13 protein-coding genes are annotated in these 13,436 nt (G+C 33.8%); 5 read left to right on the top strand and 8 right to left on the bottom strand.

The features are described 5' to 3' along the window. The first annotated feature begins 199 nt into the window (after positions 1-199). The 3 genes from clpP (at position 200) to lon (ending at position 4,782) form a co-directional block, all read left to right on the top strand. Positions 200-817, top strand: coding sequence for an ATP-dependent Clp endopeptidase proteolytic subunit ClpP (gene clpP / locus BCI_RS01300; protein WP_011520448.1), 618 nt, complete (start codon positions 200-202; stop codon positions 815-817). Between the two features lie 136 nt (positions 818-953). Beyond that, positions 954-2,219, top strand: a complete 1,266-nt coding sequence (clpX, locus tag BCI_RS01295) for an ATP-dependent protease ATP-binding subunit ClpX (RefSeq protein ID WP_011520447.1) — start codon at positions 954-956, stop codon at positions 2,217-2,219. A 208-nt stretch (positions 2,220-2,427) separates the two neighbouring features. Beyond that, positions 2,428-4,782 carry an endopeptidase La gene (gene lon / locus BCI_RS01290; protein ID WP_011520446.1) on the top strand — a complete coding sequence of 785 codons (2,355 nt, stop codon included), beginning with the start codon at positions 2,428-2,430 and terminating at the stop codon, positions 4,780-4,782. Positions 4,783-4,809: 27 nt separating this feature from the next. Here the strand turns inward: lon and queC are convergent, their stop codons facing one another. Next, positions 4,810-5,508: a 7-cyano-7-deazaguanine synthase QueC gene (gene queC, locus BCI_RS01285; RefSeq protein WP_041574929.1), complete on the bottom strand. Its 699-nt coding sequence runs from the start codon at positions 5,506-5,508 to the stop codon at positions 4,810-4,812. Between the two features lie 305 nt (positions 5,509-5,813). On the opposite strand from queC, the gene cspE reads away from it, so the two are divergent. After that, the gene (gene cspE / locus BCI_RS01280; RefSeq protein WP_011520444.1) at positions 5,814-6,023 is read left to right on the top strand and encodes a transcription antiterminator/RNA stability regulator CspE; all 210 of its coding nucleotides are present in this window, start codon (positions 5,814-5,816) and stop codon (positions 6,021-6,023) included. A 95-nt stretch (positions 6,024-6,118) separates the two neighbouring features. Here the strand turns inward: cspE and BCI_RS01275 are convergent, their stop codons facing one another. From BCI_RS01275 to pyrB, 3 genes are read right to left on the bottom strand one after another with little or no spacing between them, the layout of a single operon-like run. Continuing rightward, positions 6,119-6,514 (bottom strand): Rid family detoxifying hydrolase, encoded by a 396-nt coding sequence (locus BCI_RS01275; RefSeq protein ID WP_011520443.1) that lies wholly within the window; start codon positions 6,512-6,514, stop codon positions 6,119-6,121. 45 nt (positions 6,515-6,559) lie between these two features. Next, positions 6,560-7,030, bottom strand: a complete 471-nt coding sequence (gene pyrI, locus BCI_RS01270) for an aspartate carbamoyltransferase regulatory subunit (protein WP_011520442.1) — start codon at positions 7,028-7,030, stop codon at positions 6,560-6,562. 13 nt (positions 7,031-7,043) lie between these two features. Continuing rightward, entirely contained in the window at positions 7,044-7,979 is a 936-nt protein-coding gene (pyrB, locus tag BCI_RS01265; protein ID WP_041574888.1) for an aspartate carbamoyltransferase, read from the bottom strand. A 464-nt stretch (positions 7,980-8,443) separates the two neighbouring features. Here pyrB and BCI_RS01260 point away from each other — a divergent pair, with 464 nt between their 5' ends. Further along, a complete protein-coding gene (locus BCI_RS01260; protein ID WP_049752738.1) occupies positions 8,444-9,088 on the top strand; it encodes a DsbA family protein in 645 nt (214 codons plus the stop codon). Positions 9,089-9,149: 61 nt separating this feature from the next. Here BCI_RS01260 and BCI_RS03290 read toward each other — a convergent pair whose 3' ends face one another. The 4 genes from BCI_RS03290 to aroA form a co-directional block, all read right to left on the bottom strand. Continuing rightward, positions 9,150-9,314 carry a Trm112 family protein gene (locus tag BCI_RS03290; protein WP_011520439.1) on the bottom strand — a complete coding sequence of 55 codons (165 nt, stop codon included), beginning with the start codon at positions 9,312-9,314 and terminating at the stop codon, positions 9,150-9,152. Positions 9,315-9,509: 195 nt separating this feature from the next. Next, positions 9,510-11,186 (bottom strand): 30S ribosomal protein S1, encoded by a 1,677-nt coding sequence (rpsA, locus tag BCI_RS01255; protein WP_011520438.1) that lies wholly within the window; start codon positions 11,184-11,186, stop codon positions 9,510-9,512. A 132-nt stretch (positions 11,187-11,318) separates the two neighbouring features. Beyond that, positions 11,319-11,996 (bottom strand): (d)CMP kinase, encoded by a 678-nt coding sequence (gene cmk / locus BCI_RS01250; protein WP_011520437.1) that lies wholly within the window; start codon positions 11,994-11,996, stop codon positions 11,319-11,321. A 61-nt stretch (positions 11,997-12,057) separates the two neighbouring features. Then, on the bottom strand, positions 12,058-13,344 hold the full coding sequence (aroA, locus tag BCI_RS01245) for a 3-phosphoshikimate 1-carboxyvinyltransferase (protein ID WP_011520436.1): 1,287 nt from the start codon (positions 13,342-13,344) through the stop codon (positions 12,058-12,060). Positions 13,345-13,436 lie beyond the last annotated feature (92 nt).

Raw genomic sequence — 13,436 nt, 5'->3', positions numbered from 1 at the left:
TTACGTATTCAGTTTGAATTTTTATAAACATCTATTAATACTGCTAGATTTTAAGTATAACTATTTATAGTTAGCTGAAATTAGCTATAATATGTAACATAGATGGTATAAGTACAGAAACATAGAAAACTTATTTAGTTATATTGATTAATTAAAAAATCACTTCAAGATTTTGCTCTAGTTAGTCTAGGAGACTATTATGTCATATAGTTGTGAATATACTCCATTAAATATGGCCTTAGTACCTATGGTTGTTGAACGTACTTTGCGCGGAGAACGTTCATACGACATCTTTTCGCGACTTCTTAAAGAAAGAATTATCTTTATGACTGGTAAAGTTGAAGATTATATGGCTAATATCATTGTAGCACAAATGATATTTCTAGAAGCAGAAAATCCAGAAAAAGATATTTATCTATACATCAATTCCCCTGGTGGAAACATTACATCTGGAATGTCGATTTACGATACGATGCAATTTATAAAACCAAACGTTAGCACTTTTTGTATGGGTCAAGCAGCTTCCATGGGTGCATTCTTGCTTGCTGCTGGGACTAAAGGTAAGCGTTTTTGCTTACCCAATGCACGGATGATGATTCATCAACCAATGGGTGGTTTCCAAGGTCAAGCAACTGATATTCAAATCCATGCTAAAGAGATATTAAAAGTTAAAAATCGCATGAACGAGTTAATGGCAAAACATATAGGAAAAACTCTCCAAGTAATAGAACAAGATACAGAGCGGGATCGTTTTTTATCAGCGAATGAAGCTGTAGACTATGGACTAGTTGATGCTATATTAAGCCATCGTATTTAAGGTAGTAGTTTAAATTTTAATATTAAAAAGGCTACTAGTAGATCTCCTACTACTAATTGTTTTGAATTTAGTAGTAACAGTTTAGCTCTAACTCATAACTTTAAGAGTAGGAGATAGAAACAACAGAGGTTTACTGATGACAGATAAGCATAAAGATAGTTCAAAACAGTTTTTATATTGTTCTTTTTGCAGTAAAAAACAACATGAAGTAAGGAAACTTATTGCTGGACCATCAGTTTGTATCTGCGATGAATGTGTTAATTTATGTAACGATATTATCCGCGAAGAAATTAAGGACGTAGTAAAGAATAGCGACATTCAGATACTACCTACACCTCATGATATTAATAATCACTTGAATAATTATGTAATTGGTCAGGAACAAGCAAAAAAAGTATTAGCTGTAGCTGTATATAACCACTATAAACGCTTGCATCATGATACTTCTCACAACAATGTTGAGCTAGGAAAAAGCAATATTTTGCTAATTGGACCTACTGGTAGTGGTAAAACACTGCTAGCAGATACACTAGCACGCTTCTTGCATGTGCCATTCACTATGGCAGATGCTACTACTTTAACAGAAGCTGGGTATGTCGGTGAAGATGTAGAAAATATTCTACATCAATTACTACAAAAATGTGATTATAATGTGCAGAAAGCACAACATGGCATAGTATATATTGATGAAATAGATAAAATTTCCCGTAAATCAGATAATCCATCAATAACCCGTGATGTATCTGGTGAGGGGGTACAACAGGCATTACTTAAGCTAATTGAAGGTACAGTTGCAGCAGTACCTCCACATGGAGGACGTAAGCATCCTCAGCAAGATTTTTTAAAAGTCGATACTTCAAAAATTCTTTTTATTTGTGGTGGTGCTTTTGATGGCCTAGATAAAGTTATCGAACGAAGGATGGATACAAATAATAGCATAGGATTTAGCGCAATAATTAAATTAGGATCAGACCAACTAAATGAAGATAAGTTATTAACTCAAGTAGAACCTGAAGACTTAGTAAAATTTGGTTTAATTCCTGAATTCATAGGTCGCTTACCTGTTGTAGCTACACTCAATGAACTAAGTGAAGAAGCATTAATTAGGATATTACGTGAACCTAAAAATGCGCTTACTAAGCAGTACCAGGCATTATTTAATTTGGAAGGAGTAGAACTAGAATTTAGCGAAGAAGCTTTAATAGCTATAGCTAAAAAAGCTATGGCTAGAAAAACTGGTGCCCGTGGCTTACGTTCTATTGTCGAAGGTATATTGTTAGAAACTATGTATGAATTACCATCTCAGTTACATGTAGAAAAAGTAATTATTAATGAAGCTGTAATTACTAGTAATACTAAACCAAAAATTATTTATCGTGAGCCAGATAACAAAGTAAGTTGATAGTTAGATATTTAGATAAATTTATCTAGAAAAATTAAGGTATCTTACAACATAAATGCTTTATTCTCTTTTCATTATTATTTAATATTGAATGTTAGTAATTTGACCCAATATACTCAAATTACTATATGATACAAATTAGTAACAGCTAACTTTTACGTGTTCGACAAACCTTGCGGAAGATAAAATAAGAGAAAGCTCTATGAATATGAATATTGAGCGTTCCGAACGTATAGAAATCCCCGTCTTACCTCTACGCGATGTTGTAGTATACCCGTATATGGTTATTCCATTATTTGTCGGCCGAGAAAAATCCATTCGATGTCTTGAAGCAGCTATGGATAATGATAAAAAGATCATGCTAGTAGCACAGAAAGAAGCTTTAACTGATGAACCAAATACTAATGACCTATTTTCCATAGGAACCGTATCATGTATTTTACAGATGCTAAAATTACCTGATGGTACAGTAAAAGTTTTGGTCGAAGGATTAACGCGTGCTCGTATCATAAAATTAGCAGATAGTGGTAATCATTTTACCGCTGAAGCAGACTATTTTGATGTTACAGAGATAGACGAGCGCGAACAAGAAGTACTTGTCCGTACAGCTATTAATCAATTCGAAGGATATATTAAACTAAATAAAAAAATTCCACCTGAAGTTCTTACTTCGCTTCATAGCATTGAAGATGCAGCTAGATTAGCTGATACTATCGCTGCTCATATGCCATTAAAACTGATTGACAAACAGTCAGTGCTCGAAATGACAAATGTTTCCGAACGGCTAGAATACCTTATGGCCATGATGGAGTCAGAAATAGATTTATTACAGGTAGAAAAACGTATCCGTAATAGAGTAAAAAAACAAATGGAGAAAAGCCAGCGAGAATATTATTTAAACGAACAGATGAAAGCGATTCAAAAAGAACTAGGAGAAATGGAGGATATACCTGACGAATATGAAACGCTAAGACGTAAGATAGAAGCTGCTAAAATGTCATTAGAAGCAAGGGAAAAAACAGAGGTAGAATTACAAAAACTTAAGATGATGTCACCTATGTCAGCTGAGGCAACTGTGGTTCGTAGTTATATAGAATGGATGTTATCAGTACCATGGCACGCACGCAGTAAAGTAAAAAAAGATCTAATAAAGGCACAAGAGATTCTTGATAAAGACCATTATGGTTTAAATAGAGTGAAAGACCGTATTTTAGAATACCTTGCTGTACAGAGCCGTGTGAGCAAGATTAAAGGTCCAATATTGTGCTTAGTTGGACCACCAGGGGTAGGAAAAACATCTTTGGGTCAATCTATTGCAAGGTCAACAGGACGTAAATATGTGAGAATGGCACTTGGTGGAGTACGAGATGAAGCCGAAATACGTGGTCATCGCCGGACTTATATTGGTTCTATGCCAGGTAAGCTTATCCAAAAAATTGCTCGAGTAGGTGTTAAAAACCCGCTTTTTCTGCTTGATGAAATTGATAAAATGTCATCTGATATGCGTGGTGATCCAGCTTCAGCTTTACTAGAAGTATTAGATCCTGAACAAAATATTACCTTTAATGATCACTATTTAGAAGTAGATTATGATCTCTCTGATGTAATGTTTGTAGCTACATCTAATTCTATGAATATTCCTTCGCCATTGCTCGATAGAATGGAAGTAATACGATTATCAGGTTATACCGAAGATGAAAAACTCAATATTGCACGTCAACATTTATTGAATAAACAATTCGAACGTAATGCCATTAAAAATGGTGAATTGTTTATTAAAGATTGCGCAATAGTTAATATAATCCGTTATTATACTCGTGAAGCAGGAGTACGTAATCTAGAACGTGAAATTTCTAAATTATGTCGTAAGGCGGTTAAAACGCTAATTATGGATAAGAGTATCAAACAGATAATAATTGATGCTGCTAATCTTAAGGCATTTCTTGGTGTACAACGTTTTGACTATGGACGTGCAGAAGGAAAAAATCATATTGGGCAAGTTACTGGCCTTGCATGGACAGAAGTAGGTGGAGAGTTACTAACAATTGAAACTGCCTGTGTTCCTGGTAAAGGGAAATTAATTTATACTGGTTCGTTAGGCGAAGTCATGCAAGAATCAATTCAGGCGGCCCTAACTGTTGTACGAGCTAGAGTCGAAAAACTAGGTATTTCTCCAGCTTTTTATGAAAAAAGCGATATACATGTGCATGTCCCAGAAGGAGCTACACCGAAAGATGGTCCGAGTGCTGGCATAGCTATGTGTACTGCTTTAGTCTCCTGTCTAACAGGTAATCCTGTTATAGCTTCTGTTGCTATGACAGGGGAAATAACACTACGTGGTCAAGTTTTGCCAATTGGAGGGTTAAAGGAAAAGTTATTAGCTGCTCATCGTGGTGGTATTCGAACGGTATTAATACCGGACGAAAACAAACGTGATTTAGAAGAAATGCCAGCTACTGTTATTCATGATCTAAATATAAAACTAGTACAACGTATTGATGAAGTACTAACTTTAGCATTACAATATTCTCCATTTAATATCAATAGAGTTACCAAATCTTAACTCTCCGTATTCTAACTAATCTAATATTTAGGGTAATCCAGTCTTAGCTTTAAGTGAAGACATAGTTAATTTTGGTTGCTGTTTGTACGTTTCTAAGCCACGGGCACGTAACGAACACGACGTACAAAAACCACAACCTTTACCTTGAATACCATTGTAACAAGTAAGAGTTTCATTACAAACTAGATCTAACTTTTGATAATAATCTGCTAGTGCCCAAGTTTCTGCTTTATTTAGCCACATTAGTGGACTAATAAAATGAATATTATACGCCATCCCAAGATTAACTGCCTTATTTAGTGCCTGAATAAATTTTTCCCGACAATCTGGATAACCAGAAAAATCTGTTTCACACACTCCGGTAATGATTACTTCTGCTTTAACCTGATATGCATAAATAGCAGCTAACGTTAAAAATACAATATTACGTCCAGGAACAAAAGTACTAAGAGAACTATTCATATGATTTTTTTCAGCTAATGGTACGATAATATTTTCTCTTGTTAAACTGCTTGCTGCTAATACATTAAGTGCACTAGTATCTATTATTTGATGATCATAAGCGCCTAAAGTAATAGTTAGTCTACGAGCAATGCAGATTTCAGCACGATGGCGTTGACCATAATCAAAGGTGATACAATATACCTGATCATATTGGGTTAAAGCTTGAATTAGACAGGTTGTTGAGTCTTGTCCACCGCTAAAAACAACTACCGTTTTTTTTATCTGTTGGTTATGTGGCATACCATATGTAAACTATATTGCTCAATTATATTTACAAAATTAATAGTATTATTTTGTCATAGAGTAACCACTTTGTCGCTATATTTATAGATAAATATTTTATATAATAAGAAGTATTCTAGTTTTCTAGAATAGGAAATTAGTCCAGTGTTAGTAATTACTAACAGTAATTTTTAGTAATATTTATCACGGTTTAACCATTGAATGCTGGACAAAAAGCATGTTAGTTGCTGTACTATTATTTGACACAGAGAATAGTGTCTCTCATTTATTTAAGGGTTAGTTTGATGTCTAAGATTAAAGGTAACGTTAAATGGTTTAATGAATCCAAAGGATTCGGTTTTATTACCCCTGAAGATGGTAGTAAAGATGTTTTTGTACATTTCTCTGCCATTCAGAGTAACGGTTTTAAAACATTAGCTGAAGGTCAGCGTGTAGAGTTTGAAATTACTAATGGCGCCAAAGGCCCATCAGCTGCTGACGTTATTGCTATCTAATACTAGTTAGTAGCTTTTATCCTGAAACCCGCTGTTTGCGGGTTTTTTGCTATAACTAATATATTCCTATATCCTTAGGGATATAGGTAGTAGGTTTATGAATATATTGCTACAATAGCTTCAATCTCAATGTTGACGTTTTTAGGTAGCCTACTAACTTCTACACAAGTGCGTGCTGGAAATGGTGCATGATGCTCTGTAAAAAAACTTTCATAAATGGTATTTACAACGGAAAGTTGATTTATATCAATAAGAAAAATAGTTGTTTTGATAATATTAGCTATAGTAACATTACTACCTATAGCTTCAACTATTGCTTTGATATTTTGCAATGACTGTTTTGTTTGATCGATAATGTTATCGGCTATTTTGCCGCTTAACGGACAAATAGGAATCTGTCCCGAGATAAAAGTCATCAGACCAATATTTCTAGCTTGTACATATGGACCAATTGCTGCTGGTGCATTTTGCGTATGAATAATATGGTTCATTTATTTTTCCTCAACCTAATTGAATTTAGGTTATGTAGTTATATTTTATTTTAAATTACTTGATTCTACTGCTCTACGCTCAAAAACTTTTTCGCAATACTTACATTTTAAATGTATCTGTTTGCCTCTAGTTTTAATAATAAATCCTGATGCTACAGGTTCACTACGGCTAACACAGTTGCTATTAGGACAAATAAATACATTTGCGATACTTTCAGGCAACGTTAAGGTACGTTTACATACTACATTATAATTGGCAATGCGATTTACTGTAGCATAAGGAGCATAAATTGCTAACTGGTTAGCTTGTTCCTCAGTTAATAATACATTTTCTATTTTTATTAGATCTTTTTTACCCTGCTTATTTGAAGGCAAATTTAAACCAATAGTAATACGTTCATCCGTAGCTGTCAGTTTAAACCAACTAAGTAGTTTAATACCAACTTGTGCTGGTATATGGTCGATTACTGTACCGCAATAAATTGCTTCTACCTGCAATTTATGATACTGATGCATAAATTATGCTCCATTATTCAGTTAAATATTTATTTAATACTAGTGCGAGTAAAGCTTGGCGAGTAAACACACCATTGCCTGCTTGTTGAAAATAGTACGCATAGGGCGTTTGATCTACTTCATAGGCTATTTCATCAACTCTTGGTAAAGGATGAAGAATACGCATGTTCGCGCGTGCATGGAGCAGATGATGAATCTGTAGTACAAATTGTGCTTTAACGTTAATATATTCAGTAGGATCTAAACGTTCTTTTTGTACTCTAGTCATATATAAAATATCTAACTCGGGTATAACTTCTGCGAGATTAAGATGCATACTATACTTAATATCGTGATCTATAAGAGTATGTAAAATATAAGAAGGCATACCTAACGTATCAGGTGCAATAAAATAAAAGTGATTACTATCGAATTTTATCAATGCTTGCGTGAGGGAATGTACCGTACGACCATATTTTAAATCACCAACCATAGCAATACGAAGATTGTTTAATTTACCTTGGGTTTCATAAATATTGAAAAGATCAAGTAAGGTTTGCGTTGGATGTTGATTAGCTCCATCACCGGCGTTAAGGATAGGTACTGTACCGGAAAACTCAGTTGCTAATCTTGCAGCACCTTCATGTGGATGGCGGATTATTATTGCATCTACATAGGTACTAATGACGGAAATAGTATCTGCTAATGTTTCGCCTTTTTTGCTTAAAGAGGTACTATGAGCATCAGAAAAGCCTACTACTGATGCTCCAAGGCGATGAATAGCTGTTTCAAACGATAATCTAGTACGGGTAGAAGCCTCAAAAAAACAGCTAGCTATTACCTTGTTTTTCAGTAATTCTGGCTGTGGTTTGAATTTTAGATGAGCTGCTATGTTTAAAACTAATTCTAGTTCGTTGCTGCTCATATCATTGATAGAAATAATATGTTTTCTATAGAGGGGATTTATCAATTTTATAATCCTCCTTACATTCCAGTAAGTAACATGAAGGCAAAAATAAAAAGCCCCTCGTATTGAGGGGCTTTTTATTTTGTTAATCATAGCTACTATTAACTATCATAATATAAGAGTTAGCATTATTATACTTCTATTTCATCCAAATTCAAGTGAAATAGTCATCAATTAAGATATATCTAATCCTAAATTAGGATATTCCGTTACTATTAAAGATCTTTGATATCTGCTAAGATTATATGATTATATTCACATGGTCTTTTTTTGCGTTAATTTTACTTCCAGTGAAAAATTAGCTGCAATACGCATTGCGGATTATTTTATTACTCTATCCTAATATGAAGAGATAATAGTTATTATATGTAAATAACTAATATCAATAGTATTATTTGTATTAAAATAAAACTAAATTTTAGTTATGGTATCAATTGATAGTGAAAAAATCGTTTTTGTTAACAACTATAAAAAATTCAAAACAGCGTTATAAAAAAGTTTGTTTTCCATTTATAATTAGTTTGCTTTTCATAAAGAGTGCTTTTGCACTATCTTTTTATGAAGGTAAAGAATATATTTGTATTGATAAACCAGATTACAGTGCTCCAAACGTACTCGAATTTTTTTCTTTTTACTGCCAGCACTGCTATCTATTTGATGAAGTCTATAAAATGAATAGCAGAATAACAAAATTACTGCCCAATCATATAAAAGTAACCAAATACCATGTTAATTACCTAGGACCTCTTAGCAAACAACTCACTAAAGCATGGGCAGTTGCTATGATATTAGGTATAGAAGATAAAATAAGTCCACTAATTTTTTACGCAGTACAACAAACTAAGTCAATACATAATCAATATGATATTCGCGAGCTTTTTCTTAAAGCAGGGGTAAGTGCTCAAGAATACGATTCTGCCTGGAATAGTTTAGCCGTTAAATCTTTACAAAAAAAGCAGGAAAATACTGCTACTAATTTAAAATTAGTAGGTGTCCCATCATTTTTTATTAATGGCAAATATATAATTAAAAATGAGGGACTAGATATGACATCAACAGAGGTATATATAACAGATTTAAGCAATGTGATTAAATTTTTAATCAACAAGTAATATAGTATATAAACAGCTTAAGTTAACTAATAGTAAGCTGTTATTGTGATGTAGAATTAAACTATTTTACCAAAATATTACGTGCTTCACTTACTAACAAAACTGGTATATTAGTACGGACAGGATAAGCAAGCGCATCTATTTGACAAACTAATTCCTGTTCTTGTAGTAAGAGTTGCCCTTGACATAATGGACAAGCTATTATATTTAACAAACTAATTTCCATTTTACCTCGCTACAAAAAAGAACTTATTTATATGCTATATAAATTTAAGCATTATATATATGATAAATAATCATTTAATAAAAATTAAATAAGCTTTTATTAGCAATTTTCTGTATAGAAATTAGCAATAGCTAATGATGATGAAATTAATAAGCAACATGCTCATTAATTTCATTCTTTCTAGTCGCATAAAACCTAACTTTTAGTTGCTGCTTTAAACGCTTCAACCATAACATTAGATAAATTATTTGCTTCTTGCTTAGTAGTTACAGTACTAAGCGCCTTTTTATCATCAACTTCGTCTTTATTACGAATAGATAAATTAATAAAACGATTTTTTCTATCCACTCCAATCAATGTAGCTTCGATATTATCGCCGATATTAAGCAACATTGCACTATCTCTTCTGCTCTCTACAGAATCAGTATCAAACGTACGTAGATAACCTTCAACACCACTTGCTAATTGAATTAGAGCTCCTTTATCATCAACAGCAATTATTTTACCGCTAACAATAGCACCCTTTTTATTTAAAGACAAGTAGTGACTTAACGGATCTTGATCTAATTGCTTAATACCTAAGGAAATACGCTCACGCTCCGCATCAACTTGTAAAACAACTGCCGCAATTTCTTCTCCTTTTTTATACTCACGTGCGGCCTCTTCACCTGAAAGATTCCAATAAATATCAGATAAATGAACTAAGCCGTCGATACCTCCTTCTAGACCGATAAAAATACCAAAATCAGTAATTGATTTAATCTTACCTTCAACACGATCACCTTTCTCATGTGTTTCAGCAAATTTTTGCCAAGGATTTGCTTGACACTGTTTTAATCCGAGAGAAATACGACGGCGTTCTTCATCGATATCAAGTACCATAATTTCAACAATATCATTAACATTAACGACTTTCGATGGATGAACATTTTTATTGGTCCAATCCATTTCAGACACGTGTACTAATCCTTCAACACCTTCTTCTATTTCTACAAAGCATCCATAATCAGTTAAATTCGTAACACGTCCAGTAAGACGTGAATTTTCTGGGTAACGCTGAGCAATAGCATACCAAGGATCTTGACTAAGCTGCTTTAAACCTAGAGATACACGGGTACGTTCTCGATCAAATTTTAATATTTTAACAATAATTTCATCACCAATAGTAACGATTTCACTAGGGTGTTTAACTCGTTTCCAGGCCATATCAGTAATATGTAGTAGCCCGTCTACCCCTCCTAAATCAACAAATGCACCGTAGTCAGTCAGATTCTTCACGAGACCCTTAACTTCCATACCTTCCTGCATATTTTCTAACAAATTATCTCGTTCAAAACTATTTTCAGACTCAATAACAGCACGACGTGACACTACAACATTATTACGTTTTTGATCTAACTTAATTACTTTAAACTCTAGCTCTTTGCCTTCCAGATGTAATGTATCACGAACTGGACGCATATCTACTAAGGAACCAGGTAGGAAAGCTCTAATACCATTGAGCTCAACAGTAAAACCACCCTTAACTTTACTGTTAATAATTCCTGTTACGATCGCAGCTTCTTCATAAGCTTGTTCTAGCATTAACCAAGCTTCATGACGCTTAGCTTTGTCACGAGAAAGTATAGTTTCTCCGAAACCATCTTCTACGGCATCTAGCGCTACGTCAACCTGATCATTGACTTTTATTTCTAGTTCTCCCTGGGCATTATAAAATTGCGCTATAGGAATAGCGGATTCCGATTTTAGACCAGCATCAACGAGAACTATATCTTTAGCTATCGATACAATCGTACCACGAACAATAGACCCAGGGCGGGTTGTGATGTTTTTCAGAGATTCTTCAAAGAGTTGAGCAAAAGATTTTGTCATGTTTGATAATCTTCAAAATTTTTAATGAATATCCATCTTACTTGATGGGGTTATTATATATACCCTATTACTTATCACATAAGCAATTTAAATAATATTATCTGTTGAATAATTGATTAAATTTAATTTTTACTATCTAAAAATTAATTTTAGATATTCCATAACACTTGTTATCACCGCGTCGATAGTCAGCTGAGTCGAGTCAATCAAAAACGCATTAACAGCTGGTTTTAGAGGAGCAGTTATGCGATTTTTGTCACGTTCATCTCTTTCTTTTATTTTTGATAAAATATGTTTAAAGTTAACACTAAAACCTTGTTCCTGCAACTGTTGTAGGCGCCGGCGCGCTCTTTCTTCCGGCGAGGCATCAAGAAAAATTTTCACTAGGGCATCAGGAAAAACAACAGTACCCATATCACGTCCATCAGCAATTAAACCTGGAGTAGTACGGAACGCACGTTGACGATAGAGTAATGCATCGCGTACTCGTGGTAAAACTGCAATTTTTGAGGAAAGATGAGCTATTCTCTCATTTCGGATAGCTTTGCTCATATCTTTTCCTTCAAGAAATACTACTAATTGCCCTTGATCAATAATAAAGCTTACATCTAGATGTACAGCCAATGGTACTAGTGCTTCTTCGTCCTTGATAACTAAATTATGTTGTAGCGCTGCTAGTGCTAGTACTCGATAAATCGCACCAGAATCTAGCAAATTCCACTGTAATCTTTCTGCTAATACTTTACATAATGTTCCTTTTCCAGAATTACTAGGTCCATCGATAGTTATGACTGGTATTATAAATGTCATTTAATTAATTTTATGTATAAAATTACAAAATAGCTAATTACTTTTAGGACAAGAAGGATTATTAAGTAATACTAATACCTTTAAGTAATTTAAAAAAATCAGGGAAGGTTTTATAAGTACATTTAGGATTAACAATTGTTATTGATACATTAGATAATGCTACTAAAGCAAAACACATAGCAATACGATGATCATCGTATGTATTAATTTTGGCTATTTTAAACATATTAGGAGGTTTTATCGATAAGTATTCTTTTCCCTCAACAACTATAGCACCAACTTTACGCAGCTCTGTAGCCATAGCTACTAACCTGTTTGTTTCTTTAATGCGCCAATTATATATATTACGTAATGTTGTTACTCCATTATATGTAAATAATGCAACGATAGCTATAGTCATAGCTGTATCTGGTAGAGCATTCATGTCAATATCAATAGAGCAGAGTGAGTTACGAGTACATTCTATGTAATTTACTCCCCAACGAATAATTGCACCCATGTTAGCTAATATATCAGCAAAACGGATATCTCCTTGTATACTATTGCTACCAACTCCAGTAACTCGCACTGTACCTCCTCGAATTGCTGCTGCTGCTAGAAAATATGAGGCATTCGTTGCATCGCCTTCTACTAAATAGTGACCCGGAGAACGGTATTGGCTCTTACCCTTAATATAAAATATTTTATATTGATCGTGCTGTACCACAATACCAAAACTTTTCATCATTGCTAAAGTCATGTCAATATATGGTTTCGATACTAATCTTCCCTTAACAAAAATACATCTATCTTGCGAGGCTAGTGGAGCCATCATGAGTAATGATGTAAGAAACTGACTAGACAAACTACAATCTATTGTAATATCACCATTATAAAAACCACCTTGTAAAAGTAATGGTGGATAATTATCTTTTTCTAAATAATGGATTTGTGCACTACCTTGACGTAATGCGTCAACTAAATGACCAATAGGTCGGTTTTTCATTCGTTTATCGCCGGTAATAATAATATTTTTGTTTTGTAAACACAGCGCAGCAACAAGTGAACGTAGTGCTATACCAGAGTTACCTAAATATAATTCTAGTGCTGTATCTACACGTAAAGGACGACCTATACCATCTATCTCACAGCTCCGTCGATCTATAGATAAGCAATAGTTAATCCCCAGTTTATGCAAAGCATCTAGCATGTAGCGTACGTCATAGCTATCAAGCAGATTTATCAAACAAGTTTTACCTAAAGCTTGGGCAGCTAGCAATAATGCACGGTTCGAGATACTTTTTGAGCCTGGTAAATGAATCGTGCCGTTTACACGGACAATAGGTTGTAATGTTAGCAATTCCTGCATATTAATTTTTTAATAGTTATGAACGTGTTATTATCATCTAGTGTAGTTTTTCAGTAATTGATCTCTTATTCACTCAGAAGTTTACTTATTCA

This window comes from Baumannia cicadellinicola str. Hc (Homalodisca coagulata) (assembly GCF_000013185.1).
GTDB classification, from domain to species: domain Bacteria; phylum Pseudomonadota; class Gammaproteobacteria; order Enterobacterales; family Enterobacteriaceae; genus Baumannia; species Baumannia cicadellinicola_E.
Note: the sequence above shows the minus strand (reverse complement) of the source record. Positions and strands in the feature narration are given on the sequence as shown.

Coding starts and splice junctions, on each gene's coding strand:
- clpP (WP_011520448.1), top strand. CDS start 200: ATGTCATATAGTTGTGAATATACTCCATTAAATATGGCCTTAGTACCT.
- clpX (WP_011520447.1), top strand. CDS start 954: ATGACAGATAAGCATAAAGATAGTTCAAAACAGTTTTTATATTGTTCT.
- lon (WP_011520446.1), top strand. CDS start 2,428: ATGAATATTGAGCGTTCCGAACGTATAGAAATCCCCGTCTTACCTCTA.
- cspE (WP_011520444.1), top strand. CDS start 5,814: ATGTCTAAGATTAAAGGTAACGTTAAATGGTTTAATGAATCCAAAGGA.
- BCI_RS01275 (WP_011520443.1), bottom strand. CDS start 6,514: ATGAACCATATTATTCATACGCAAAATGCACCAGCAGCAATTGGTCCA.
- pyrI (WP_011520442.1), bottom strand. CDS start 7,030: ATGCATCAGTATCATAAATTGCAGGTAGAAGCAATTTATTGCGGTACA.
- BCI_RS03290 (WP_011520439.1), bottom strand. CDS start 9,314: ATGGAAATTAGTTTGTTAAATATAATAGCTTGTCCATTATGTCAAGGG.
- rpsA (WP_011520438.1), bottom strand. CDS start 11,186: ATGACAAAATCTTTTGCTCAACTCTTTGAAGAATCTCTGAAAAACATC.
- cmk (WP_011520437.1), bottom strand. CDS start 11,996: ATGACATTTATAATACCAGTCATAACTATCGATGGACCTAGTAATTCT.
- aroA (WP_011520436.1), bottom strand. CDS start 13,344: ATGCAGGAATTGCTAACATTACAACCTATTGTCCGTGTAAACGGCACG.